The sequence below is a fragment of the Catellatospora aurea genome, assembly GCF_042663325.1.
GTDB classification, from domain to species: Bacteria; Actinomycetota; Actinomycetes; order Mycobacteriales; family Micromonosporaceae; genus Catellatospora; species Catellatospora aurea.
In genome coordinates, this window is record NZ_JBHTAC010000010.1 from 48597 (window position 1) to 72548 (window position 23952).

At 71.7% G+C, this 23952-nt stretch carries 20 protein-coding genes; 5 read left to right on the forward strand and 15 right to left on the reverse strand.

Going from position 1 to position 23952, the window contains the following annotated elements:
- Positions 1-4: 4 nt before the first annotated feature.
- Positions 5-1633, reverse strand: a complete 1629-nt coding sequence (locus ACFQO7_RS12300) for a peptide ABC transporter substrate-binding protein (RefSeq protein WP_376806484.1) — start codon at positions 1631-1633, stop codon at positions 5-7.
- Between the two features lie 578 nt (positions 1634-2211).
- Here ACFQO7_RS12300 and ACFQO7_RS12305 point away from each other — a divergent pair.
- From ACFQO7_RS12305 to ung, 3 genes are all read left to right on the forward strand, one after another.
- Positions 2212-3075, forward strand: coding sequence for a bifunctional methylenetetrahydrofolate dehydrogenase/methenyltetrahydrofolate cyclohydrolase (locus ACFQO7_RS12305; RefSeq protein WP_376806485.1), 864 nt, complete (start codon positions 2212-2214; stop codon positions 3073-3075).
- A gap of 124 nt (positions 3076-3199) precedes the next feature.
- Entirely contained in the window at positions 3200-4150 is a 951-nt protein-coding gene (gene mdh, locus ACFQO7_RS12310) for a malate dehydrogenase (protein WP_203697964.1), read from the forward strand.
- 310 nt (positions 4151-4460) lie between these two features.
- Positions 4461-5132 carry a uracil-DNA glycosylase gene (gene ung / locus ACFQO7_RS12315; protein ID WP_376806486.1) on the forward strand — a complete coding sequence of 224 codons (672 nt, stop codon included), beginning with the start codon at positions 4461-4463 and terminating at the stop codon, positions 5130-5132.
- On the opposite strand, the gene ACFQO7_RS12320 is transcribed toward ung, so the two are convergent.
- Complete coding sequence (locus tag ACFQO7_RS12320) at positions 5119-5319, reverse strand: hypothetical protein (protein ID WP_376806487.1); 201 nt, start codon at positions 5317-5319, stop codon at positions 5119-5121. The two genes, ung and ACFQO7_RS12320, sit on opposite strands and share 14 nt — an antisense overlap.
- 296 nt (positions 5320-5615) lie before the next feature.
- On the opposite strand from ACFQO7_RS12320, the gene ACFQO7_RS12325 reads away from it, so the two are divergent.
- Complete coding sequence (locus ACFQO7_RS12325; RefSeq protein ID WP_376806488.1) at positions 5616-6833, forward strand: NADP-dependent isocitrate dehydrogenase; 1218 nt, start codon at positions 5616-5618, stop codon at positions 6831-6833.
- A gap of 294 nt (positions 6834-7127) precedes the next feature.
- Here ACFQO7_RS12325 and ACFQO7_RS12330 read toward each other — a convergent pair whose 3' ends face one another.
- From ACFQO7_RS12330 to ACFQO7_RS12355, 6 genes are all read right to left on the reverse strand, one after another.
- Positions 7128-8561, reverse strand: coding sequence for a CysS/YqeB C-terminal domain-containing protein (locus ACFQO7_RS12330; RefSeq protein WP_376806489.1), 1434 nt, complete (start codon positions 8559-8561; stop codon positions 7128-7130).
- Positions 8558-9424, reverse strand: coding sequence for an alpha/beta fold hydrolase (locus ACFQO7_RS12335; protein WP_376806490.1), 867 nt, complete (start codon positions 9422-9424; stop codon positions 8558-8560). The genes ACFQO7_RS12330 and ACFQO7_RS12335 overlap by 4 nt, the downstream gene beginning before the upstream one ends.
- Positions 9425-9434: 10 nt before the next feature.
- Complete coding sequence (gene galT / locus ACFQO7_RS12340) at positions 9435-10463, reverse strand: galactose-1-phosphate uridylyltransferase (RefSeq protein WP_376806491.1); 1029 nt, start codon at positions 10461-10463, stop codon at positions 9435-9437.
- On the reverse strand, positions 10460-11215 hold the full coding sequence (locus ACFQO7_RS12345) for a DeoR/GlpR family DNA-binding transcription regulator (RefSeq protein WP_376806492.1): 756 nt from the start codon (positions 11213-11215) through the stop codon (positions 10460-10462). The genes galT and ACFQO7_RS12345 overlap by 4 nt, the downstream gene beginning before the upstream one ends.
- Positions 11216-11353: 138 nt before the next feature.
- Complete coding sequence (locus ACFQO7_RS12350; protein WP_376806493.1) at positions 11354-12538, reverse strand: glycosyltransferase family 2 protein; 1185 nt, start codon at positions 12536-12538, stop codon at positions 11354-11356.
- On the reverse strand, positions 12535-13500 hold the full coding sequence (locus ACFQO7_RS12355) for a sulfotransferase (protein WP_376806494.1): 966 nt from the start codon (positions 13498-13500) through the stop codon (positions 12535-12537). Before ACFQO7_RS12355 ends, ACFQO7_RS12350 begins: the two co-directional genes overlap by 4 nt.
- A gap of 87 nt (positions 13501-13587) precedes the next feature.
- Here ACFQO7_RS12355 and ACFQO7_RS12360 point away from each other — a divergent pair, with 87 nt between their 5' ends.
- Complete coding sequence (locus ACFQO7_RS12360) at positions 13588-14394, forward strand: WecB/TagA/CpsF family glycosyltransferase (RefSeq protein WP_376806495.1); 807 nt, start codon at positions 13588-13590, stop codon at positions 14392-14394.
- 461 nt (positions 14395-14855) lie between these two features.
- Here the strand turns inward: ACFQO7_RS12360 and ACFQO7_RS12365 are convergent, their stop codons facing one another.
- From ACFQO7_RS12365 to ACFQO7_RS12395, 7 genes are all read right to left on the reverse strand, one after another.
- Positions 14856-15839, reverse strand: coding sequence for a glycoside hydrolase family 26 protein (locus tag ACFQO7_RS12365; protein WP_376806496.1), 984 nt, complete (start codon positions 15837-15839; stop codon positions 14856-14858).
- A 1-nt stretch (position 15840) separates the two neighbouring features.
- Positions 15841-16593: an SAM-dependent methyltransferase gene (locus tag ACFQO7_RS12370; RefSeq protein WP_376806497.1), complete on the reverse strand. Its 753-nt coding sequence runs from the start codon at positions 16591-16593 to the stop codon at positions 15841-15843.
- Between the two features lie 53 nt (positions 16594-16646).
- Positions 16647-18293, reverse strand: coding sequence for a lipopolysaccharide biosynthesis protein (locus ACFQO7_RS12375; protein ID WP_376806498.1), 1647 nt, complete (start codon positions 18291-18293; stop codon positions 16647-16649).
- Entirely contained in the window at positions 18290-19162 is an 873-nt protein-coding gene (locus ACFQO7_RS12380) for a sulfotransferase domain-containing protein (RefSeq protein WP_360521920.1), read from the reverse strand. The genes ACFQO7_RS12375 and ACFQO7_RS12380 overlap by 4 nt, the downstream gene beginning before the upstream one ends.
- 101 nt (positions 19163-19263) lie before the next feature.
- A complete protein-coding gene (locus ACFQO7_RS12385) occupies positions 19264-20514 on the reverse strand; it encodes a hypothetical protein (RefSeq protein ID WP_376806499.1) in 1251 nt (416 codons plus the stop codon).
- A 36-nt stretch (positions 20515-20550) separates the two neighbouring features.
- The gene (locus tag ACFQO7_RS12390) at positions 20551-22050 is read right to left on the reverse strand and encodes an O-antigen ligase family protein (protein WP_376806500.1); all 1500 of its coding nucleotides are present in this window, start codon (positions 22048-22050) and stop codon (positions 20551-20553) included.
- 5 nt (positions 22051-22055) lie between these two features.
- Positions 22056-23723 (reverse strand): lipopolysaccharide biosynthesis protein, encoded by a 1668-nt coding sequence (locus tag ACFQO7_RS12395; RefSeq protein ID WP_376806501.1) that lies wholly within the window; start codon positions 23721-23723, stop codon positions 22056-22058.
- Positions 23724-23952 lie beyond the last annotated feature (229 nt).

Consider the following 23952-nt stretch of genomic DNA (forward strand, 5'->3'; position numbering starts at 1 on the left):
CTGGTCAGCCGGCGATCTGGATCTTGTTGAGGTCGACCCGGTTGAACAGGTCGATGTGAACGTCCTTGACGTTGGTCGAGTGACCGAAGACGTTCTGGCCGAAGCGCAGCGGAAGCACCGGCATGTCCTTGGCGAGGATGTCCTCGGCCTCCTGGTACTTCTTGATGGCCTCGTCCTGCGTCGCCGCAGCCGAGCCCTCCTTCAGCAGGTTGTCGAAGGTGGGGTTGCTGTAGCCGTAGTAGTTCGAGGAACCACCGGTCGAGTACAGCGGGCCGAGGTAGTTCTCCATGGACGGGTAGTCCATGACCCAGCCCATGCGGAACATGCCGACGTCCTTCTTCGCCTTGGCCTTGGTGAGCAGGTCGGCGAACTTCGGCTCGGGGGTGCCCACGCACTCCACGCCCAGGTTGGTCTTCAGCTGGTTGCAGGTCGCGTCGACCCACTCCTGGTGGCCACCGTCGGTGTTGTACGTGATGTTGATCGACTTCGGGCCGCCCGCGGCGTCGTACTGCTTCTTGGCCTCGGTCGGGTTGAACTCGCACGCCGCGCCACAGGTCTTGTCGCGGTAGCCCGCCACGACCGGGGAGACGAAGGAGTAGGCGGCCTTCTGCGAACCCTGGAAGACCTTGTTCGCGATCTCCTCGCGGTCGATCGCCATGGAGATCGCCTTACGGACCTCGGGCTTCTCGAAACGCTTGTCGAAGGTCGGGAAGGCCAGCACCTGCAGGGTCGACGCCGGGCTGGTCTGGTAGCGGTCACCCAGGTCACCGGCGGCCGTGGACAGGCTGGCGGTCGGGATCTGCTTCACCACGTCCAGGTTGTTGGCCTGGAGGTCGGCGTACTCGGCGTCGCTGTTCTGGTAGATCTTGAAGAGCGCGCCGCCGACGGTCGGCTTGGTGCCGGCGAAGGCGTCGTACTTCTCGACCTCGACCTGGGCGTCGTGCTGCCACGCACCCTTGATCTTGAACGGGCCGTTGCCGATGGGGGCGTCCTCGTAGGCCTTGGTGACGACCAGCGGGGAAGCGGTCGCGCTCTCGAACGCGGCGTTCGGCAGCGGGTAGAACGCGGTGTAGCCCAGCAGCGCCTTGAACTCGCTGAACGGCGCGTTCAGGGTCACCGTGAAGGTCTTGTCGTCGACCTTCTTGAGACCGGTGAGGGCAGTCGCCGTCGGCTTGGTGTTCGCGTCGGCAGGGTTGAGGTCCTTGTAGCCCTCGACCTTGTCGAAGAAGTAGTTGTTGTCCTGGGCGTTCGGGCCGTAGGCCGCGTAGTTCCAGGCGTTGATGTAGCTGTCGGCGGTGACCGGCTCGCCGTTGTGGAACGTCCAGCCGTCCTTCAGCTTGATCGTCCAGGTCTTGTTGTCGGTGGTGCTGATCTCCTGCGCGGCCACCTCGAAGGGCTTGTTGGCCTCGTCGAAGTCGACCAGGGGGGCGAACAGCGCGGCCAGCACCTGGGAGCCACTGGTCTCCGAGGTGTTGGACGGGATCAGGTGCTTCGGTTCGGCGATGCCGATGGAAACCACACCATTGGGGTTGGCGCTACCCGAGTCGCTGCCACCGCTCTTGCCACAGGCCGACAGGCCGAGAGTGACAGCAAGCGGGAGAGCAGCCCAGGCTGCGAGCCTACGGACCTGCATTGAGCCTCCTCATCTCCTACGTCGCACCTCACGACGGCAGGCTGACCAGCCGTTGTCACGCAGTGCAACGTCCGGCAAAGGTAGGACGAAGCTCGGCCCGGCACCAAACCCACGGGTTGCAGATTCGCAACAGTCTACGGGTGGAGTACTTGCGGATCCTGTCCCGACTCTGGTATTAGAGAGCAGCCTGTCATATGGGCGGAACTAAGTCAGTATGCCCGATTCTGGCCGTGACCCCGGTAATAGTCGCCGGTCACATAGTGGGACTGTCGGGAGCCCGATTTAACCCGTTATGGCGTCCCGGATGCTGGAAGATCCTGCAACCAAGGCCACGCGGTGATCTATCCCACTGTCACCCACAGTTAGTTCCCCAGCTAAGGGGCCAAATGATCGACGCCGGTCATCACAGCCGCTAGCCCCCCACTACGCCATGATCCTCGGATTTGCCTGGCAAACGGGCGTATCGCTGCGGCGCATTCGCCCCATTGCCCGGCAAGTCGGTCGATCATGGCGGGCGGCGCGTCGAACGGGATGTCCTGGTTTCGGGTGGTCGAAGGCGTGATGGCAGGATCGACGGCATGACGGCGACGATCCTCAACGGCACCGAGACGGCAGCGGCGATCAAGGCGGACCTGCGGACGCGGGTGGCCGCGCTGCAGGCGCGCGGCGTGACCCCGGGCCTGGGCACGGTGCTGGTCGGCGACGACCCGGGCTCCCGGTGGTACGTCAACGGCAAGCACAAGGACTGCGCCGAGGTCGGCATCGCCTCGCTGCGCCGCGACCTGCCCGCCGACGCCACCCAGGCCGATGTGGAGCGTGCCGTCGCGGAACTCAACGCCGACCCCGCCTGCACCGGCTACATCGTCCAGCTGCCGCTGCCCAAGGGACTGAACGAGCAGCGGGTGCTGGAGCTGATCGACCCGGACTCCGACGCCGACGGGCTGCACCCGGTCAACCTCGGACGCCTGGTGCTGGGCGTTCCCGCGCCGCTGCCGTGCACGCCGCGCGGCATCGTCGAGCTGCTGCGCCGGTACCACGTGCCGATCGCGGGCGCGGAGGTCTGCGTCGTCGGTCGCGGCGTCACCGTGGGCCGCCCGCTGGGGCTGCTGCTGACCCGGCGTACCGAGAACGCGACGGTGACCCTCTGCCACACCGGGACCAAGGATCTGGCCGCGCACACCCGCCGGGCCGACATCATCGTCGCCGCGGCCGGCGTGCCGGGCATCATCACCCCGGGCATGGTCCGGGCGGGCGCGGCCGTGCTCGACGTCGGCGTGTCGCGAGTGGAGGGATCGGACGGCAAGAAGCACATCGTGGGTGACGTGCACGCCGACGTCGCCGACGTGGCCGGGTTCGTGTCGCCGAACCCGGGCGGGGTAGGGCCGATGACGCGCGCCATGCTGCTCACCAACGTGGTCGAGAAGGCCGAGTCGGCGCTCTAGCCCACACCCGCCGCACCCGACCGGCCGTCGATAGACGCAGCGGACTATGGTGCGGATCGTTACACCTTCGTCACAGGGCTGTGCTGGTCACCACCAGACATCCGCCAGCAGGGAGTATGTGCCAATGGGCAAGAAGGTCACCGTCGTCGGCGCCGGTTTCTACGGCTCGACCACCGCGCAGCGCCTCGCCGAGTACGACGTCTTCGAGACCGTCGTGCTGACCGACATCATCGAGGGCAAGCCCGAGGGTCTCGCCCTGGACCTCAACCAGTCCCGCTCCATCGAGGGATTCGAGACCAAGGTCGTCGGCGCCACCACGGGTGTCGACGGCTCGGGCTACGAGGCCATCGCCGGTTCCGACATCGTCGTGATCACCGCCGGCCTGCCGCGCAAGCCGGGCATGAGCCGCATGGACCTGCTCGGTGTCAACGCCAAGATCGTCCGCGGGGTGGCCGAGCAGGTCGCCAAGCACGCGCCCAACGCCGTCGTCATCGTGGTGTCCAACCCGCTCGACGAGATGACCGCGCTGGCCCAGATCGCCACCCAGTTCCCGAAGAACCGGGTCATCGGCCAGGCGGGCATGCTGGACACCGCCCGCTTCACGCACTTCGTCGCCGAGGAGCTGAACGTCCCGGTCGGCTCGGTGAAGACGCTGACCCTGGGCTCGCACGGCGACACCATGGTGCCGGTGCCCTCGCGCTGCACCGTCGACGGCAAGCCGCTGTCCGACCTGCTGCCCGCCGAGAAGATCGAGGAGCTGGTCACCCGGACCCGCAACGGCGGCGCCGAGGTCGTGGCGCTGCTGAAGACCGGCTCGGCGTACTACGCCCCGTCGGCCGCCGCCGCCCGCATGGCCAAGGCCGTGGCCGAGGACTCCGGCGAGGTCATGCCGGTCTGCGCCTGGGTCGACGGCGAGTACGGCATCTCCGGCGTCTACCTGGGCGTCGAGGCCGAGATCGGCGCCACCGGCGCCCGCAAGGTCGTCATCACCGACCTCACCGAGACCGAGCTGGCCGGCCTCAACGAGGCCGCCGAAGCCGTCCGCGCCAAGCAGGCCGACGTAGCCGGCATGTGACCTGCCGAAAGGAAGGGCACGTTCTATAACGCTTCGCGTTATAGAACGTGCCCTTCTTAACGCCTGGCGGCAGCTGACCTGCGGCAGCAGGCTACCGTGACGGCAGGTGGGCGGGTCGGCACCCGGAAGCGGGTCGGCCGCGGGGCGGGTCGGCGGATCGCCGAAGACCGAGCGCCAAGGCGTCGGCCGGGAAGTCCGGATAGGGCTCGAACGCCTGCCCGACGGTGGATAACCGCAGGCCAGGCTGAGCAAACCGCCGGGGCGGGGCTTAGCCGCGCGGTTGTCGGACGCGGGCACTATGGTGTCCCGCATGGCATTCGACCTGCTCGACCTGCTGCCCGCTGAGTGGCGCGACGTGATGAAGCCGCACCTGGACCTCGACGCCACGGCCCGGCTGTCCTCGTTCGTGGAGAACGCCTACGCCACCGAGACGGTGTACCCGCCCCGCGACGACCTGTTCACGGCGTTCCGGCTCACCTCGCCCGCGCACACCCGGGTGCTCGTCCTCGGCCAGGACCCCTACTTCAAGCCGGGCCAGGCGCACGGCCTCAGCTTCAGCGTGCGCCCCGGTGTGGCGGTGCCGCCGAGCCTGCGCAACGTGTACAAGGAACTGAAGGACGACCTGGGCGTCGAGCCGCCGCGCAACGGCGACCTGACCGGCTGGGCGAGCCAGGGCGTGCTGATGCTCAACGCGGTGCTCACCGTGGGCGTCAAGCCGGGCAGCCACGCCAACCAGGGCTGGGAGGCGTTCACCGACGCCGCGATCAAGGCCGTGAACGACTCGCCGTACCGGGTGGTCTTCGTGCTGTGGGGGTCGTACGCCCGCAAGAAGGCCGCGCTGGTCGACAACGCCCATCACGTCGTGCTGGAGGCCGGGCACCCGAGCCCGATGAACCCGAAGGGGTTCCTGGGCAGCAAGCCGTTCTCGCAGATCAAGGCCGCGCTGCAGGAAGCGGGCCGCGGCGAGATCAACTGGAGCTGATCAATCCGCCACACAGCGCCCGCCGCAGCACGCGGCGGGCGCTGCGCCTGGCGGGCTGGGTCACTGCGTGCTCAGGGCGGCGGCCAGGCCCGCGGACACGCTGAGCCAGCGTCCAGAGCAGCCCGTGCGCCAGCGCCTCGCCGGCGGAGGACTCGGCGGCGACACGGTGGTCCAGCGATTCCCGCACGGGCAGTCCGCTGCTTCGGGGGCTGCGCTGCGGTCGGCTCACCATGATCACGATTTGTGCCAGCAGGAGCAGAAAACCGGCGCCCGCGAGCCCGCCCCAGGGGCGGCGGCGCGGACTCGTCGGCTGTCACGAGCGCGCAGCGTAGTGGTACGACGCCAGTTTCGCGGGCCGTGGCGAGAGGCACCTCACCCTGGCGGTTGCGCCTGGTGGATCTGGCAGTACGCTCGTACTGCTAAACGAGACCGCCGCCCGGCCTTCCGCGCCGGACGCCGAAGGTTTTAAGGAGCGCCCTCGCGATGGCGAAGATCAAGGTAAACAACCCGGTCGTCGAGCTCGACGGCGACGAGATGACCCGGATCATCTGGAAGCAGATCCGGGAGCAGCTGATCCTGCCCTACCTCGACGTGGAGCTGGAGTACTACGACCTGGGCATGGAGCACCGCGACGCCACCGACGACCAGGTGACGATCGACGCCGCCAACGCCATCAAGCGGCACGGCGTGGGCGTCAAGTGCGCCACCATCACCCCGGACGAGGCCCGCGTCGCCGAGTTCGGCCTGAAGAAGATGTGGAAGTCGCCGAACGGCACCATCCGCAACATCCTCGGCGGCGTCGTCTTCCGTGAGCCGATCATCATGAGCAACGTGCCGCGCCTGGTGCCGGGCTGGACCAAGCCGATCGTCATCGGCCGTCACGCCCACGGCGACCAGTACAAGGCCACCGACTTCGTGGTCCCGGGGCCGGGCAAGGTCACCATCACGTACCAGCCGGCCGACGGCTCGGAGCCGATGGAGCTGACCGTCGCCGACTTCCCCGACGGCGGCGTCGCCATGGGCATGTACAACTTCGACGAGTCGATCCGCGACTTCGCGCGCGCCTCGCTGCGCTACGGCCTGGCCCGCAACTACCCGGTCTACCTGTCGACCAAGAACACGATCCTCAAGGCGTACGACGGCCGGTTCAAGGACATCTTCGCCGAGGTCTTCGAGACCGAGTTCAAGTCCGACTTCGAGGCCGCCGGCATCACCTACGAGCACCGCCTCATCGACGACATGGTCGCCGCGGCGCTGAAGTGGGAGGGCGGGTTCGTCTGGGCCTGCAAGAACTACGACGGCGACGTGCAGTCCGACACCGTGGCGCAGGGCTTCGGCTCGCTCGGCCTGATGACCTCCGTGCTGATGACGCCCGACGGCAAGACCGTCGAGGCCGAGGCCGCGCACGGCACGGTCACCCGGCACTACCGCCAGTGGCAGAAGGGCGAGAAGACGTCGACCAACCCGATCGCGTCGATCTTCGCCTGGACCCGGGGCCTCGCGCACCGCGGCAAGCTGGACGGCACCCCGGAGGTGACCAACTTCGCCGACGTGCTGGAGCAGGTCATCATCGAGACCGTCGAGGGCGGTGCGATGACCAAGGACCTCGCGCTGCTGATCTCGCGCGACGCGCCGTGGCAGACCACCGAGGAGTTCATGAACACCCTCGACACCAACCTGGCCCGCCGCCTGGCCGCCTGATTTTCACCGGGTACGGCGCCAAGCCGTCTCCTGCCCCGCCTGCGATCGTTTGACCAGGTGAAACAGCAGAAGAATCCCGCCTGAAAGTCCCTTCCCGAACAGTGCCGACCCGCGATCCGCGGGTCGGCACTGTTTGCATCTGGCCCGCCCATGATCGCCGTTTCCGGTCAGAACCTGGCGTGCCACCGCAGGATCCTGACCGGAAACAACGATCATGCTGCAGCTGCCGCTGCCGCTGCCGCTGCCGCTGCCGCTGCCGCTGCAGCTGGCGCGGGGCCGGGGCCGCGGTCTGGGTCAGGGGGTGCGGAGCCAGACGGGGCCGTCGGGGGTGTCGCGCAGTTCGATGGAGGCGGCGGTCAGGGCGTCGCGGACCCGGTCGGCGGCGGCCCAGTCGCGCTGCTCGCGAGCCTTCTCCCGGAGGCCGATCAACGCGTCCACCAGCGGGGTGAGCAGCGGCGTCGGGTCCGCGGTGCCCGCGAGCGCGCCGAGCCGCACGATCATGCCGCGCAGCAGCCCGTGCGCGTGCTCGCCGGAGTCCGAGGTGAGTGTGTCGGCGCTCCAGTCGGTGATCGCCTGCTCCAGTTCCAGCACCGCCGCGACGCAGCCGTCCACGTCCCGTTCGGCCAGCGCGGTCGAGAACCGGGCCTCGGCCTCGTCAGCGGCCTCGCGCAACGTGGCCGCGACACCACCGGGCACGGCACTCCCGCCGTCGCCCCCCTCGGCCGGGACACCCGTGGCGGCTCCGCCCGCGGCGGCTCCGCCTCCGGCCGCTGCACCTCCGCCCGCCGTGCCTCGGCCCGGAACACCCCGGCCCGGACCACCCAGGCCGTGACCACCCCGCCCCCTGCCGCTGCCCGCCACACCGTGCCCGGCCCCGCCGGCATCCCCGACCTCGCCGTCTGCGCCATCAACGTTAAGAAGGTGCCCTTCCTCTACGAAAAGCGATAAGAAGGTGCCCTTCCTTTCTTCGGTGGGGAGGGGGAGGACGGCGCCGGCGGGGTAGGTGCGGGTGCGGGTGCGGTGGCGGAGGGTGAGGGTGCCGTTGCCGAGGACGGTGGCGGTGCGGGCGTCGAGGTCGCAGACCAGGGCGGTGTGCTCGTCGATGCCGATGATGACGGTGTCGTCGGGCAGTTCGCGTTCGAGGCGGGCGAGGCGGGGTTCGCCGAGGTAGCAGAAACGGGTGTCGTGGTGGCCGCCCTCGGCGTTGTCGTAGTGCGGGATGACCACGGCGGGGATGCCGGTGAGCTGCTCGAACAGGTTGAGGCCGGGCTCCCAGTGCGGGTCGGCGCCGGCCTTGTAGATCTCGTACACGGGGATGGTGTGCGAGCCGAGGGTGAGCGCGGCGGCGCTGGCGAAGACGAGCACCTCGGCCTGGACCAGCAGGGACGGCAGCTCGGTGTCGCGCCACTGGCGCAGGGCGTACGTCGGCGAGCCCGGTCCCGCGAAGATCCAGCTCGCGCCGCGCAGGGCGGCCAGCGCGCGTTCCCGGTCGAGGCCGGGCGCGGGCGTGGTGCGCCAGGAGACGACGTCCACGGTGCGCCCGACGCTCTGCGCGAAGTAGCCGACGGCCCGCGCGCTGATCTCGTCGGCGTTGAGCTGGAACCCGTACGGCGTGTCCAGCAGGGCCGCCCGGTCTCCGTCGCCGAGTGCGGCGAAGAACTGCCGGTGCGGCTTGATCATGGTGGGAGTGGTCTCGCCGGACCCCATGATCACGAGCAGTCTCGTCACGTCGCCTCCTTGCGCCGGTCACGGGCCAGGGTGAGCAGGTCGGCGGCGACCATGGCCGGATGCTGGGCGTGCAGGTCGTGGTCGCCGCCGGGATACCAGCGCACGTCCGCGTCGGGCAGGGCCGCGGCGGCGCGGCGCACCGGTTCAGCCCGTTCGTCGTCGGGCCCGAGCGCGGGCAGCAGCAGCGCGGGCACGGCGACCAGGGGCAGGTCGGGGCCGGGCGGGCCGTCCCACATCGAGCGCAGGATCTCCAGGTGGTGCGGGATGGTCAGCCGCCGCTCCATGGTGCCGTCGGGGCGGACCCGCATGTTCGCCAGCGTCGCCGCGCGGGCCGTGTCCGACCAGTCGGGGTGGGCCGAGGCCAGCCACTGCCGCATGGCGGCGGCGGGGCGGCCGTCGATGTCCTGGGGGCGCAGCGCGCGCTCGCACGATTCCCAGTCGGGGAAGGCGGCGTGTAGATCGATCCAGCCGCCGTCGACCAGCCCGAGCGCGCCGGGCAGCTGCGGATGCTTGGCGGCCAGGCGCACCACCACGTTGCCGCCCCACGACTGGCCGACCACCACCGGGCGGTGCAGGCCCAGCACGGTGATGACGGCGGCCAGGTCCGCGGCGGCCGTGCCGGTGTCGTAGCCGGACTCCGGCGCGTCGGACTCGCCGTGCCCGCGCAGGTCCACCGCCCAGCTCGGGTGCCCGGCGGCGGCCAGTGCCTCGGCCACCTCATCCCACAGCCGGGCGTTCGATGACAGCCCGTGGACCAGCAGGAACGGGACCAGCCCGGGGCCCGGACCGGCTGCGGCGCAGTGGCGCAGGCGCAGCCGGACGCCGGGTTCGACCTCGACTTCGGTGACCTCGTCGTCGTTCACATGTACGAACTTAGAGGGAAACCGCCCTCAGCGCAGCAGCCGCCTGCTCCGGCGCGATGTCGTTGACCCACGCGCCCATCGCCGACTCCGACCCGGCCAGGTACTTCAGCTTGCCCGGCGCGCGCCGGGAGCTGATCAGCCGCAGGTGCAGGTAGCCGAGGTCGCGGTCGGCGTGCACCGGGGCCTGGTGCCAGCCGGCGATGTACGGCATGGCCACGCCGAACAGCCCGTCGAGCCGGTTGGTGATCTCCGACCACAGCGGGGCGCACGCGTCGAGTTCGGCCTCGGTGAGCGCGGCCAGGTCGGGGATCTGCCGGTGCGGGGCGAGATGGATCTCGTACGGCCAGCGGGCCGCGTACGGCACGAACGCCGTCCACAGCTCGTTGGACGCGACGACCCGCGTGCCCTCGGCGCGTTCACGGGCCAGCAGGTCGGCGTACAGGTTGCCGCCGCGCTCCGCCCGGAACCTGCGGGCCGCCTCCAGGTAGCGCCGGGTGACCGGGGTGACGTACGGGTACGCGTAGATCTGCCCGTGCGGGTGGTGCAGCGTCACGCCGATTTCGACGCCCCGGTTCTCGAAGCAGAACACCTGCTCCACACCCGGCTGGGCGGACAGCTCGGCGGTGCGGTCCGCCATCGCCCCCAGCACGGTGCGCACCCGCGACACGGGCAGCTCCCGGAACGACGAGTCGTGCTGCGGCGAGAATACGACCACCTCACAGCGCCCGGCGTCCCCGGAGAACGAGGGGAAGCGGTTCTCGAACACCACCACGTCGTAGTCGTCGGCGGGCACCTCGGTCAGGAACGCGCTCTTCGTGGGGCAGAGCGGGCACTCCTCGGTGGGCGGCAGGAAGGTGCGGGCCTGCCGGTGCGCCGCGACGGCGACCCAGTCCTCGGTGAGCGGGTCGAAGCGCAGCTGCGCGGGCGGGGGCGGCGGGGGCAGCTCCCGCTTGTCCACGGTGGCGCGTACCGCGTCGTCGTGCTCGTCGAAGTAGATCAGTTCACGGCCGTCGGCCATCGTGATGCTGGTGCGTTTCATGGGGTGATCTCCACAAGGGTGAGCTCGCTGATGTCGACCGGCGGCTCGGCGTCGGTGATGAGCAGGTCGACGGCGCTGAGCGGGACGATCGACGCGATGCCGAGCGTGTCCCACTTGGTGTGGTCGGCGAGCACGACCAGGCGGCGGGTGGCCGCGATCAGGGCCCGGTTCGTCTCGGCTTCGAGCAGGTTCGGGGTGGTCAGCCCGGCCTCGACGCTGAGCCCGTGCACGCCGAGGAAGAGCTGGTCGACGTGCAGGTCGCGCAGCGAGGCGACGGCGATCGGGCCGACCAGCGCGTCGGAGGGGGTGCGGGTGCCGCCGGTGAGCACCACCGTCTGGTCGGGGCGGCCGGAGCGGTAGAAGACGTCGGCGACCGGGATCGAGTTGGTGACCACGGTCAGCCCGGGAACCTCGACCAGGGCCTGTGCCAACCGCACCGTGGTGGTTCCCGCGGACAGCGCGACCGCGCTGCCGGGGGCCACGTGGGCGGCGGCGGCCTCGGCGAGCTTCGCCTTCTCCGTACGCTGGCGTTCGGCTTTCGCGGCGAAGCCGGGCTCGTCGGCCACGCCGGACGGGGGCGCGGTCGCCCCGCCGTGGACCTTGACCACCAGGCCGCGCTCGGCGAGCACCTCCAGGTCACGGCGGATGGTCATGTCGGAGACGCCGAGCTCGGCGACGAGGTCGGCCACGCGTACCCCACCGGAGCGGCGCACCTGGGCGAGGATCGCCTGCTGGCGTTGCGGGGCGAGCATCCCGTCTCCTCACCTGCCGGCTCCCGGGGGAGCCTAAGTCACCGAAATCCAACAAGGTTCAACACCGTATCGTACGCCGACGCGCACGGGCAACGGTGGAACGTGGTGGTCGGTGCAGGTGTGACTGTGCGAACGCGTTCAGATGCCGTGGCCGCGCCGGTGCAGCGCGGTCAGCACCGTCTCGACCTTGACCGCCCCGGTGAGGGCGGCCAGGGCGATGGCGGCCCGCGGCTCGCGCCAGTTGTTGCGTACCGTCTCCCGGGTCCAGCGCCAGGCCTGCCGCTTGTCCCCGGCCGCCGCCGACCAGCAGGCCAGCTGGCCGTAGACCCGGGCCGCGCCCGGGCGGCAGCCGGAGATCTCCGGGTGGCGGGCCATCATCCAGCGCAGCGAAGAGATCTTGGTGGAGTACTCGTACGCGTAGAAGCTGCTGCGGCCCCAGAGCACTCGCACCAGCGGCTCGTCCACGTGCACGATCGGGTGCCGGCGGGCGGCCCGCAGCAGCAGGTCCCAGTCCTCGTTCTGGCTGCCCGGGGCGTCCTCGGAGACCGGGCCGATGACACCGGACTCCAGCAGCGTCTCCCGCCGGGCCAGGAAGCCCGACGAGTGCAGCATCGACATCCGGGAGCGGGCCAGGTGCTCGACGGTCACCGAGCCGGTGCCGGCCAGCCGGGGGTGGGCGGTTCCCTCGAACTCCACCTCGATCGCACACGTCGCGAACTCCGCGTCCGGCGTGCGGACCAGCGCGCCGACCTGGCGGCGCAGCTTGCTCGGGTGCCAGCGGTCGTCGTCGTCGCAGAACGCCACCAGCTCGGTGTCCAGCGCCGCGATGCCCGTGTTGCGCGCCCCGGCCAGGCCGGGCTGCCGCCAGTTGGCCAGCACCAGCACCGGGCGGTCGTCGGTGGTGGCCAGCTCCGGATCCGGCTCGGCCTGGTCGAAGACCACGATGATCCGCAGCGTGCCGGGGTAGTCCTGGGCGCGTACCGCGTCAAGGGTCTTGCGCAGCAGCTCCGGGCGGTTGCGGGTCGGGATGACCACGCCTACGGCGGGCCACTCGCTGCGCTGCGGCACCGCGTCGTGTGCCGGATCGTCGAGCACCGGCGGCGTGCCTGCCGATGCGCCGTCGGCCTGCGCGCGTCGTGCCGCCGTGCCGGCGGCTGGGGAGGTGCCCGCGGCCGTGCCGACCTGTGGGGCGGCCGCCTGCGCGGTGCTGCCCTGGACCCCGGCGGGCGGCTCGCCGGAGACGGCGGCGGTGGCGCGCTCGGTGCCGGCGGGGCGGGCCCCGCGTGTGCCGTCGAACCGGCCGGTGTTGACCTTGACCCTCATCGGTGTGCTCCCACTATCTCAGCGGTACTGCTCAGCGGGTACCCGTACGCCCGCAGCAGCGGCGCGCACACGGCCCCGACCAGGGCGCGCTGGCGCGGCGGCAGTTGCCGGCGCCAGGCGTCGTCGCGGCGCAACTCGATGCGCCCGACCGTGAACCGCATCGGGTTGCCCGCGGCGCTGTGGCCGAGCGACAGCTCGACGGCCTCGTCGTCGACGAAGCCGAGGTCCACCATGGACGGGTCCAGCCCCATGAACGCGGCGATGCGCTGCACGCTGCTGCGGGGCCGGGCCAGGAACTCCTCGTACCGCACCCGGCGCACGGCGACGCCGCGGCGGCGCAGCAGCCCGAACGCGGCGTTGTGCGCGTTCCACAGCAGCGCGCTGCGGGTCGGGGCGTACCGGGTCATCTCTTCGGTGCCGTCCGTCTCCGGCCGCGACACCGTCTTGGTCCACGAGTACGCCACCCCGCGGGCGTCGCGCACCACGTGCAGCACCCGCAGGTCCACCGCGTCCGACCAGCGCAGGCAGTGCGCGAGCGCGCTGTGCTTGGACGAGTCGATCACGACACTCGCGCCGGAGGTCTCGGCCGCCGCGGCGTAGATGCGCGCGTAGTAGTCGGCGTACTCGGTGACCAGGGCGGCGAAGTCCTTGGCGGCCAGCCGGCTCGACCCCGCCAGCCGGGGGATGTGCCGGGTGCGCTCGACCAGGTCGCGCAGGGCCAGGATGCGGTGCACGTCGACGCGGTGCCAGCCGCCGAAGGCGGCCTTGCCGACGTGCTGCCAGAAGTCGCAGCCGCTGAACCGCTCGCCGCAGCCGCAGCGCTCGTCGTCGCGCAGGTCGCGCTGCCACAGGTGGACGATCTCGCCCAGGGCGCACACGCCGGGCAGCTCGCCCAGCACGCGTTCGATCAGGGTCGTGCCGCTGCGGCCGAGCCCACCGACGAAAAGAACCCTGGTCGTCATACATCCCCCACTGCGGCGTCGCGGTGCGACGCGCCCTCGTGCGGTATAACGACCGAACAGTGTTGTTGGTCTGTATTGTCTGAATTCATGGCTTTTACGGGGACTGTTTATGGCCGAAAGGTCCACCTCGCCGGCACCTGGTTCGACGCCGTCACCGAGGAGGCCGTGGCCGAAAGAGTGATCGCCGCCCTGGAACGGGGCGACGGGGGACGCATCCTCACCCCGAACGTCGACATCATGCGGCTGGCGTCAGGGCGCGGCGTGCGCGCCGCCGAAGTGCGCGGCTTCCTGGAGGACGCGACCCTGGTCGTCGCCGACGGCATGCCGCTGGTCTGGGCCAGCAAGCTCTCCCGCACCCCCCTACCCGAACGGGTGACCGGCTCCGGTCTCATCTGGAGCCTGTCCGCGGCCCTCGGCCGCGCCGGGCGCTCGGTCTACCTGCTCGGCGGCACGCCTCCCGACGAGACCGGCACCGACGGCGCGGTCAAGGCGGCCGCGGTGCTCGCCGCCGGGTGCCCCGGCCTGCGCATCGCCGGGCAGGTCGCTCCGCCGTTCGGGTTCGACCTCGACCCGGACACGTGCGCGCAGGTGTACACCGACGTCATCGAGGCCAAACCCGATTTCGTCTTCGTCGGCCTCGGCTTCCCCAAGCAGGAGCGCATCATCTCCGATCTGCGCGCCGAACTGCCGTTCACCTGGTTCATCGGGTGCGGCGCGGCGATCGGCTTCGTCGCCGGGGAGCTGCACCGGGCCCCGATCTGGATGCAGCGCAGCGGCCTCGAATGGGCCCACCGCCTGGCCCAGGAGCCCGGCCGTCTCGCCGGCCGCTACCTCGTCCACGACCTCCCGTACGCCGCCCGCCTCCTCGCCGGCGCCGCCCTCCGCCGCAAGTGACGAAGCAAGGGCACCTTCACATCGCTCCGCGATGTAGAAGGTGCCCTTGTTAACGCTCTGGCTGGATGACCAGCGCATTCGTTCGCGGTGGGAAGTTGTCGTGGCCGTGGCCACCGCCTTGCGCCAGCCGCAGCCTTGGGCCGACGGCCGCGTTCGGGCCGGCAGCCTTCAGGCCGGCGTCTTGGGCCGGCCGCCTTTGAGGTGGCGCTGGTCGACACCGCGCCTGTTCCCCATCGGCTGCTCGGAGCGCGGCACGTTCGACTGCCGATCCGGATCGCCCAAGATCTGTTTTTGTGGACGCTGGACGCCCCTATAGCGGCACCCAGCGTCCACAAAAACGGATCATCGCCCGCCACCCCTAGGTGATCATGAAGTTAGGGCAGCAACACGCCGTCGAACCGTGCCATAAGTTCATGATCAACGCGGCGGTGCGGCGGTGCGGCGGTGCGGTGCGGTGGGGGTCAGCGGCGGAAGTGGGGGTCGTGGGCGGTGGTGCGGAAGGCTTCGAGGGGGGCCGGGTCGGGGCGGAGGGCGAATTCGCCGGCCGGGGTGCGGTTGTCGGGGTTGGACTCGAAGTAGAGGACGGCCTTGATCTGGGTGTTGCGGCGGAAGACCGCGGCGGCGTCGCGGAGCCAGGAGGCGCGCTGGCCGGCGGTCCAGGCGCGGGAGACGCCGTACTCGCCGATCATGATGGGGTGGGGGTGGGCGGCGGCCCAGCGGAGGAACGGTTCGAGCAGGTCGCCGAGGGGGGTCAGGTCGGAGCCGGCGTACACGTCGACGCAGGTCCAGTCGACCTGGTCGTCGCCGGGGTAGTAGTCCGGGGCGCGGCCGGCGGTGAAGCCCTCCTCGGTGGGGCACCAGACCCAGGACACGTTGTCCGCGCCCTCGTCCGCGAACAGGGCGCGGGTGTGCCGCCAGGCGGCGACGTACTCCTCCGGCGAGCCGACCTCGGCGGCCAGGTTGGGCCGGTCCATCTCCCAGCGCAGCCGCACCAGCACCGGCACGTCCAGCGCGCGCGCCTGCCGGGCGCGTTCGCGGATCTCGTCGTCGTGGTCGCCGAGGACGACCTCGGCGCTGGGCCCGCCGGTCCAGCTGAACATCAGCGTCGCCCCGGACTCCAGGAACGTCCGGTCGGAGCTGGTGCCGAACTCCTCGCGCAGCCGGCGGTACGTGTTGACGACGTCGAGCCGCCGCCCCAGCTCCTGCTCGAACTCCACGACGCCGGTGACCCGGCCGGCCTGGGTGAGGCTGTCGGGGCGCACCCACGCGCCGAGCAGCGCGCCGGTCGCGGGCGCGGCGACCGGCCCGCCCGCCGCGGCGGGCGCGACGGGGGAGCCGGGCGGCGGGGACACCGCGATGCCGCGGTCCGCCGGGGGAGGGGAGCCGCACGTGGCGAGCATGGCCACGGTGGCCACACCGGCGAGGATCCGCAGCGGGCGGGTCATGTCAGTCGACGGGCCGGGTGCGGCGGGCGACGTACAGCACGTTGACGGCCCATTTGCCGCCCCAGCCGGTGCGGGCGACGACGTCGTCGACGAGCTTGGCCAGGGTGCGCAGGCCGCGCCGGCCGTACCAGCCCTGCGTGAACAGGGCGAAGCCGCGCTGCTCGACGATGGTGAAGCCGTGCCGGTCGAGCAGTTCGGCGACCTCGGTGTGGTCGAGTTCGGCGAACCAGGGCGAGCCGGTGTGCCGGGCGTGGCGCAGGTGGCGCAGCGAGTGCCGGTTGCCGTGGTTCTCCACCACGAGCAGGCCCGCGTCGTAGTTGGGCAGCACCTTCGCGGAGAACGCGATGGCCCGCTCGCGTACGTCGTTGTCGACGTTGAGCAGCAGCCGGAAGATGGTGACCAGGGCCGGGATCTCGGTCGGCGTCGGGTCGGGCACCTCGCCCTCGGCGGCGACGTGGTGCAGCTCGGCGTACGCGCCGACCTCCTCGGCCTTGGCCAGCATCGCCGCGGACGTGTCATAGCCGTGCGCACCGCGGACCAGCCCGTGCAGGATGCGGATGGCCCGGCCGGTGCCGCAGGCGAAGTCGTGCTGCACGGGGCGGCGGTAGGGGAACGCCCGTTTCGCCAGGCGCCGCAGGTAGGCGCGTTGGCGCCGATTTATCGCCGAGGCGTAGCTGTCCGGGGCGTATACGACGTGCTCGTACTTCTCGACCGTCGCCTCGTCCTGGAAGATCTCGGTGTAGTCGGCGCGCATGCGGTTCGTGTTCCTTTTCTTCTCTGAGTGGTGCTGTCGGTGCTTCCGCTCCGCTAGCCCTGCGAAGCGGTCTTGACGGTGTTCCGGCGGCCGGGCCGGGCGGCGGCGAGCAGTGCCGGGAGTCCCAGCCGGTCCTGGAAGCGGCGCAGCCCGCCGAAGTAGACCCCGGCGGCGAGCACCAGGGCCGCGCCCGCGCCCACCGGCTGGCTCGGCACGACCAGCCGCACCAGCCAGGGCACGACGCCGAAGCTGGTGGCGGCCAGTGCCATCGCGGTGCGTGTGCCGGAGCCGAAGGGGTGCAGCCGCATCGAGCCGGCGAGCTGGGCCAGCGGCAGCAGGTTGTTGACCGCGACCGCGGCGGCCAGGCCGATGGCGGCCCCGAGCACGCCGAGCCGGGGGATCGCGACCAGGTCGATGGCGACCATGGTGACCAGCGCCAGCAGCACGTTCATCAGGTTCCAGGTGGTGCGCCCGGCCATCGAGAGCACCATGTCGACCATGCCGCAGCCGGTGCTGATCAGCATCGCCGCGGCGAGCACGCGCACGGCCGGGGCGGCGGCGGTGTAGGTCGCGCCGAACAGGCCGAGGTACAGGTCGGCGTAGGTGGCCACGATGAGGTGCAGCGGCCAGCTGATCATCACGAGCCAGGCGGTGGCGGTCTGGTAGAGCCGCAGCGCGCCCGCCCGGTCGCCGACCGCGAGCGTCTCGGCCAGCCGGGGCTGCACCACCTGGGCGATGGAGCCGTTGGCGAGCTGTCCGAGCACGACGAAACGACCGGCCACGGCGTACGCGGCGGCGGGGGCGAGCCCGGCCAGCCCGGCGACCATGAGCACGTCCACCCGCTGCAGCGCGGTCTGCGCGGCGTTGGCCAGCGCGCGGGGGGCGGTGTAGCGCCAGAACGCGGAGCCCACGGTGCGGCCCTCGATCCGGGCGGCGATCCGGTCGCGGCGGGTCAGCGTCGGCTCGTGGTGCCAGCGCCGCCACACCAGGAACCCGGCGATCGCGGCGCCCGGCACGTACGGCAGCACCCAGGCCAGCGCCCAGGTGGACGGCGGCGAGACGATGTCGGACAGGGCCAGCACGGCCAGCGAGCCCACGCACAGCAGCTGCGTCGCGGGCCGCATGATCTTTTCGAGCAGCACGGTCGGGCGCATCATGCGGTAGCCGCGGGTCGCCGCGAGCAGCGCCTCCGACAGCGCCGCCACCGGCAGGAACAGGGCCAGCATGGTGAGCGGGGCGGCGTACTCGGGCACGAAGTGCTCGGCGGTCAGCCATACCGCGATGCCCAGCGCCAGGCCGAGCACCGCGACCGGGACCAGCCCGCTGCGCAGGCACGGTCCGATCAGCTCGGGGCGGCCCTGGGCCCGCAGCCGGGCCGGCCAGTAGACCAGCGCCGTCGTGGTGCCCAGCCGGGCGATGCCGCCGACCAGCACGAACGCCGAGGTGGCGGCGAAGAAGGAACCCGCCGCGACCGGGCCCAGCCCGCGCGCGACCAGCCAGGTCACGCCGACCCCGGCGACGGCGGCCAGCGCCGCGCCCGCGAGGTTGGCGACGCCACCCCGGGCCAGGCCGGCGGTGTCGCCGGAGCCGCCCGGCGGTGGCGGACCTGCAGGACCCGGCTGACCCGGCAGAACGTCGGCGAGCCCGACGCCGCTGCCGCGCGCCGCGCCGGTGGCCGGTGCTGCTCGGCGCGCGCTCATGCGCGCCAGCTCGGGGTGCGGCCCAGCCAGGTCGCGAGTTCGGCGTCGTGCGGCGCGTAGTGGGCGGTCAGCTCGGCGCGCAGCCGGGCCGGCATCGGCGCGCTGCGCGGCCGGGCGTTGTGCTGCTCGAACTGCGGGTAGCTCAGCTGGGGCAGGTCGAGGAACGTCAGCACCTCGTCGTAGGTGGGGCGCGGGTCGCTGAAGAAGCGCTCGCTCTCCACCACCAGGATCCGGTCACGGCCCACCTGCTCGGCGAGGCGGCGCAGGTAGACGGCGTACTCGCCGCGCGAGCGGTAGCCGTGGTGCTGGTGCGAGAAGGAGTACGCGTGCTGGTCGGCGAGCAGCCGCTCGCGCTGCCCGCGCAGCCTCGCCGGTTCCAGTTCGAGCGCCTGCGCGAAGTCGGCGACGGTCTCGAAGCCCCGCGCGACCTCGTGCGCGTGCTGGGAGTAGGCGCGCTCCACCGGGTCGCGGACCAGCACGATCAGCTTGACGTCGGGCAGGTCGCGGGCGATGCGCGCGCCCGCGTGCGGGTGGTACAGGTAGTACGGGCTGGACTCGAAGGTCTGCGGGCGGACGCCCAGCTCCCGCTCGATGCGGGCGGCGGTGCGCCGCAGCGGGAAGTGCCCCTGGTACCAGGCTCGGCCGCGGTGGTAGCTGGTGTCGAAGTAGTGCACACCCTTGTGCAGCACCGCCTTGAGCACGGCGGGGTGGGCGGCCAGCGCCCGGTAGAGCGAGGTGGTCCCGCACCGCTGACCGCCGCAGATCAGGAACGACGGCAGCATGCGCGCGCCCGAGGTCATCCAGCCGACCGAGCGGGAGCCGATGTGGACCACCCGCTTGACCGACTCGGGCACGTTCGACGTCTTCACTTGCTCTCCATGGGCGTTTCGGCGTGCGGCAGGCCCCGGATCTTGTGCGGTTCGTGCTGCCAGGGCGACACCAATCGCACAAGATCCGGAACGGGGTTCATCTAGAGGGACCGGACCTTGCGGATCAGCACGGGCAGCAGCCAGGTGCCGGTGACGCCGAGGCGGGCCCCGGCCTCGGCCTGGCGGTCGCTGAGGTATCGCGTCGCGAGATCCACCAGGTACAGCAGCGCCACGATCTCGGCGCTGCCGGGCGCGACGTCGAACGGGGCGAGCAGCGCCGGGGCCTGCCGCACCGTGGACTCGACCGCGGTCTGCGCGTCCACCCCGTCCTGGATCTGGCGCTGCAGGTCGTGGTGCACGGCGTCGAAGCCGAGTGGCACCCCGGGCGTGAACCGCTCCCAGTCCCAGATCAGCAGCGACTCGGCGACGTTGGCCATGTTCCAGGGTGCCCAGTCGCCGTGCCACGCGCCGAAGCGCAGGTTCAGCTCCGCGGCGTGCTCGACCAGCGCCCGCGCGGCCTCGAACAGCTGGGCCACCTCGATCGCGGCCCGGCCCGAGCCCTCGGGGGTGTCGGCGACCAGCTGGCACAGCCGGTTGCGCAGGTCCGCCCAGTACGGGCTGGTGGCCAGCCAGCCCTGGGTGAGCCCGCAGGCTCCGGCGACCTCGGCCATGGCGCGCTGCAGCCGGGCGGGCGACAGCGGCACCCGCGGCTCCCACACCGGCAGCGCCGACTGCACCAGCACCTGCATACCCCGCCATTGGCCGGCGTGCAGGATGCTCGGCACCACGATCTCGGGCAGCTGCACGTGGGACAGCGCGGACAGGGCCGCGGTCTCGGCCCGCACCAGCCGCCGGGTGAGCGGCCCGACCCCGAACTTGGCGAAGCCGATGGTGCCGCCCCGCGGGTCGAGCAGCTGCAGGACCGGCTTGCGGTTGGCGCGTACCGGTCCGATGTGGATGCTGACCTGCAACGGCGTGCCGAGCGCGGTGGACAGGAAGTGGTCGACGGTGTCGGTGCCGCCCTCCCGGGAGGTCAGCCGGACCCGGTCGCGGACCAGCGTGGACCAGGCGCCGGAGCGCAGCGCCATGGCGACCGCGTCGCGCTTGAGCCGGCCCAGCCGGCCCTGCGGCTCGGAGAACCGGCGCACCGCGGCGGCGGCGACCCGGCGGGAGCCCGCGGGCACCAGCAGCTTGCACCGCCGGGCGTCCGGGATCGCCAGGTACTCCACCACGCGGCGGCCCTCGGTGGCGGTGGAGCAGCCCGGGTAGAGCAGCTCCAGCACCTCGCGCAGGTACTGCCCGCGCAGCTGCGCGTCGCCGGTGTCCACTGCGGCCGTGCCGACCGCGGTCACGCGGAACCCCGGGTTGAACGCTCGCTGCTTGTCACGTCAGCTCCTCCGCTGGTGTCCGTTATGTCCCACGGGCTCAACGGAGCTGGGCGGGATCTGGAAGCGGGAGTTGCGCCACAGCACCACATATCCGAGGAACGTGAAGGCCAGCGGCGTGACGAGCGAGTTGTACCAGAGCGCGGCGATGAACGAGCCCGCGATCGCGGCCGAGGCGGCCAGCCCGAGCGCGGAGCGGTCCCGGCGGAAGCGCCACAGCGCGAGGCCGAAGAAGCCGAAGTAGGTCAGGGTGCCGGCCAGGCCGTGCGCGTACAGCAGCTGCCACAGCTGGCCGTTGCCGCCGACGGTGAAGTTGCCGCAGCGCTCGCAGGCCGCCGACTCGCCGACCGCGATCGACTGCCGGCCGCCCTGGGTGCTGCGGGTCGAGCCGAAGCCGAGCACCGGCGACTCGGCCACGCCCGACACGGCGCGCTCGGTGAGGAACATGCGCACCCCGTTGGACTTGCCGTTGTCGAGGCGGCGCTCGATGACCCCGCCGAGCGGGGTGGTGGCCAGCGCGACGGCCAGCCCGGCCAGCACCACTCCCAGGGCGACCAGCGCCCGCAGCCGTCCCGCGAGGGCCTGGCGCACCGCGATGAAGACCGCCGTCGCGCCCAGGCCGATCCACAGCCCCCGGTTGAGCGAGTGCACGACGGGGATGACCGACACGGCGAGCACGCCGACGGCCAGCAGCCGGGTGCGGGGGCGGCTCGGGTAGGCGAACACCGCCGCCACGAACCACACCACCAGCAGGCAGAAGTTGTTGCCCCAGGTGTTGGTGTACCCCCACGGCGCGGCCGGGCGCGGCAGCGGGTCGCCGACCAGGTCCATGATCTGCGCGGCGTACGGGTGGACCAGCGACTTCACGAAGCCCTTGCCGCGCACCCCGTCGGGCAGCAGCAGCTCCACCGGCGAGGTGAACTCGAAGTGCCCGGCGAACGTGCCGAGCAGCCCGCCGGCCACGGTCACCGCGAACATCCAGGCCAGCAGGTTCACCAGCCGCCGCTGCGGCAGCACGGCCGCCGACAGGTTGCCGGCGTACACCAGCAGCACCGTCAGGGCGAGGTGCTGGACGAGCTTGTAGACCGGGGCGGTGATCCGCTCGCCGAAGGTCGCCCCGACGGTGCCCGCCGGGTCCACGTCGAGCACGCCGAAGCCGACCACGGTCACCGCGCAGAACGCCAGCCACAGCCAGAACGCGGGCGGCAGCCGCACCGGCAGCCCCGACGCGTGCCGCCGGTAGAGCTGCCAGGCCATCGGCACGGCCATGATCGGGAAGATCAGCACGCCCAGGCCGAGCGCCCACCACAGCGGGTACAGCGCGAGCAGCGCCGTCAGCGGCCAGGCCGGTCCGAACAGCAGGCTGGGGCGGGCCGGTGCGGCGACGCCGTCCGGGGCGCCGGCCCGCAGGGCCCAGGAGCCCGTCGGAACGGCCGCTCGGTGTACATCCGGAGCGCGGCGGAGGATGGACGACCGATTAAGGCCGCGGAGCGGGCTCCGCATGTCGATCACTGCCGGTGAGCCTCGTCCAGCTCGGTCAGAGCCGAGGCGTCCAGTGGGGCCAGCATGATCGTCTGCTCGTCGGCGTGCGGCTTGTGGCCGTTCGCGGCCGCCTCGACCGGCTCCTCGTCCTCGCTGAGCAGCGGGCGTCCGGTCGGCTCGGCGGATGTGGCCTGCTCGTCGGCGGTGGCCGGCGTGCGGCGGGCCCGATGCGGCAGCCGCGGCATCATCACGCCGCCCAGCAGGGGCGTGCCGACGCGGCGCAGCTGCTCGGCGGCGTCGGCGACCTCGGGGCGGCTGGTGCGCCGGGTCTCCACCGCGAGGATCGCGGCGTCGGCCAGGCTGGCCAGGCTCTGCGCGTCGGCGCTGGCCGACGTCGAGGGGGCCTCGACCACCAGGTAGTCGGCGTGGGCGCGCAGCGTGGCGATGATGTCGCGCAGCGCGTGCGACTGCAGCATGCCTGCCGCGGTGGCGGTGCCGCCGGTGGTGATGACGTGCAACGAGGGGGTACGCGCCGCGCGCTGCGTCGCCTCGGCCAGGCTGACCCGGCCGGCGAGCACCTCGGACAGTCCCGGGGTCGGCGCGACGCCGACAAGCCGGGCCAGCGGCGCGGCCTCGGTCAGCGAGTCGGGCAGCTGCGCGCCGATGAGCACCACCTCGGCGCCGGTACGCGACAGCGCGGCGGCCAGGTTGGCAGCGACCAGCGTGGCGGCCGGGCCGCGGCTCGCCCCGGTGACCACGACGACCTGCTCGCCGGGGCGGAACGCGGCGACGACCTCGTTGCGCAGCCGGTTGAAGGCCCGCCCGCCGGGGCTGAACGGGGTGAAGACCTCGGTGCAGCCCGAACCCTTGCCAGGCACCGCGCCGAGCACCGCCACGCCGCTGCGGACCAGGTCGCGCCCGGCGCGTACGCGCTTGTCCAGGCGCTCGCGCAGGGCCGCGACGCCGAGCCCGGCCAGCAGCCCGAGCAGCGCGCCCGCGGCGTAGTTGACCGCCGCGGTCGGCTTGACCGGGCGGCCGGGCACGCGGGCCTCGCGGATGACCGTGCCGGCGCTGACCGTCTCGGTGGCCAGCTGGTTCACCTTGTTGTTGAGCTGGTTGATCTGGGTCACCGTGGTGTCGCGCTGGCTGTCCAGGGTGGCGTAGTTCGAGCTCTTCGGGTTGGCGTCGGAGAGCTTGCTGTTGATCTTCGTGAGGTCCTCGGTGAGGTCCTTGATCTTGTCGCGCAGCGCGGCGGCCTGGCGCTCCAGCTCCGCCTTCGCGTTGCCCTCCCGGTTGGCCAGGTAGGACTGCGCGAACGCCTTGGCTCCGGCCTGCGCCTCCTCGGGCACCGACGCCGCGTAGTTGATCTGGAGGACCGCGGTGTTCGGCGGCACCTCGACCGAGACCGCGCCCGCGAGCACGTCCACGTCCTCGCGCTGGAGCACCTTGGCCGCTCCGGCGACCACGGCGGTCGAGCGCATGAGCTGCGCCTCGGTGTCCAGGTTGATCTCGTCGCGGGTGCGGCCGCCGGCCACGTTGGCGTCCAGCCCGGCCGGTCGCACCAGCACGGACGCCGTGGAGACGTACTCGCGCGGCAGTGATTCGTTGTACGCCGCACCGCCGGCGGTGCCGGCCAGGGTCAGCAGCACGGCGATCCACCAGTGACGGGCGATCAAACCCAGGTAGTCGCTCATGTCGTACGACGAGGGGGGAGGCCCGGCGTATGTCGCGTCCACGGCGTGTGGCCCTTCTCCGGCGTTGTTGCGTCCGGTGAGGTCAACGGTCCGGCGGTAACGACGTAACTAGGCATATCGGCCGATACATGCGCAATGGCCGTTAGTGCAGGTGAGAGGCGCTGTCAGGTGCCAAGTGTCAGTTAACGCGTTCTTGGGTGAAAAGCTCGCAAACAAGACACAACGGTTA

Bases quoted from the DNA above. Each gene is read 5' to 3' on its own strand.
- ACFQO7_RS12305 (WP_376806485.1), top strand. From the start codon at position 2,212: ATGACGGCGACGATCCTCAACGGCACCGAGACGGCAGCGGCGATCAAG.
- ACFQO7_RS12325 (WP_376806488.1), top strand. From the start codon at position 5,616: ATGGCGAAGATCAAGGTAAACAACCCGGTCGTCGAGCTCGACGGCGAC.
- mdh (WP_203697964.1), top strand. From the start codon at position 3,200: ATGGGCAAGAAGGTCACCGTCGTCGGCGCCGGTTTCTACGGCTCGACC.
- ACFQO7_RS12370 (WP_376806497.1), bottom strand. From the start codon at position 16,593: ATGCGCGCCGACTACACCGAGATCTTCCAGGACGAGGCGACGGTCGAG.
- ACFQO7_RS12365 (WP_376806496.1), bottom strand. From the start codon at position 15,839: ATGACCCGCCCGCTGCGGATCCTCGCCGGTGTGGCCACCGTGGCCATG.
- galT (WP_376806491.1), bottom strand. From the start codon at position 10,463: ATGAAACGCACCAGCATCACGATGGCCGACGGCCGTGAACTGATCTAC.
- ACFQO7_RS12345 (WP_376806492.1), bottom strand. From the start codon at position 11,215: ATGCTCGCCCCGCAACGCCAGCAGGCGATCCTCGCCCAGGTGCGCCGC.
- ACFQO7_RS12390 (WP_376806500.1), bottom strand. From the start codon at position 22,050: ATGCGGAGCCCGCTCCGCGGCCTTAATCGGTCGTCCATCCTCCGCCGC.
- ACFQO7_RS12300 (WP_376806484.1), bottom strand. From the start codon at position 1,633: ATGCAGGTCCGTAGGCTCGCAGCCTGGGCTGCTCTCCCGCTTGCTGTC.
- ACFQO7_RS12395 (WP_376806501.1), bottom strand. From the start codon at position 23,723: ATGAGCGACTACCTGGGTTTGATCGCCCGTCACTGGTGGATCGCCGTG.
- ACFQO7_RS12355 (WP_376806494.1), bottom strand. From the start codon at position 13,500: ATGACGACCAGGGTTCTTTTCGTCGGTGGGCTCGGCCGCAGCGGCACG.
- ACFQO7_RS12350 (WP_376806493.1), bottom strand. From the start codon at position 12,538: ATGAGGGTCAAGGTCAACACCGGCCGGTTCGACGGCACACGCGGGGCC.
- ACFQO7_RS12360 (WP_376806495.1), top strand. From the start codon at position 13,588: ATGGCTTTTACGGGGACTGTTTATGGCCGAAAGGTCCACCTCGCCGGC.
- ung (WP_376806486.1), top strand. From the start codon at position 4,461: ATGGCATTCGACCTGCTCGACCTGCTGCCCGCTGAGTGGCGCGACGTG.
- ACFQO7_RS12375 (WP_376806498.1), bottom strand. From the start codon at position 18,293: ATGAGCGCGCGCCGAGCAGCACCGGCCACCGGCGCGGCGCGCGGCAGC.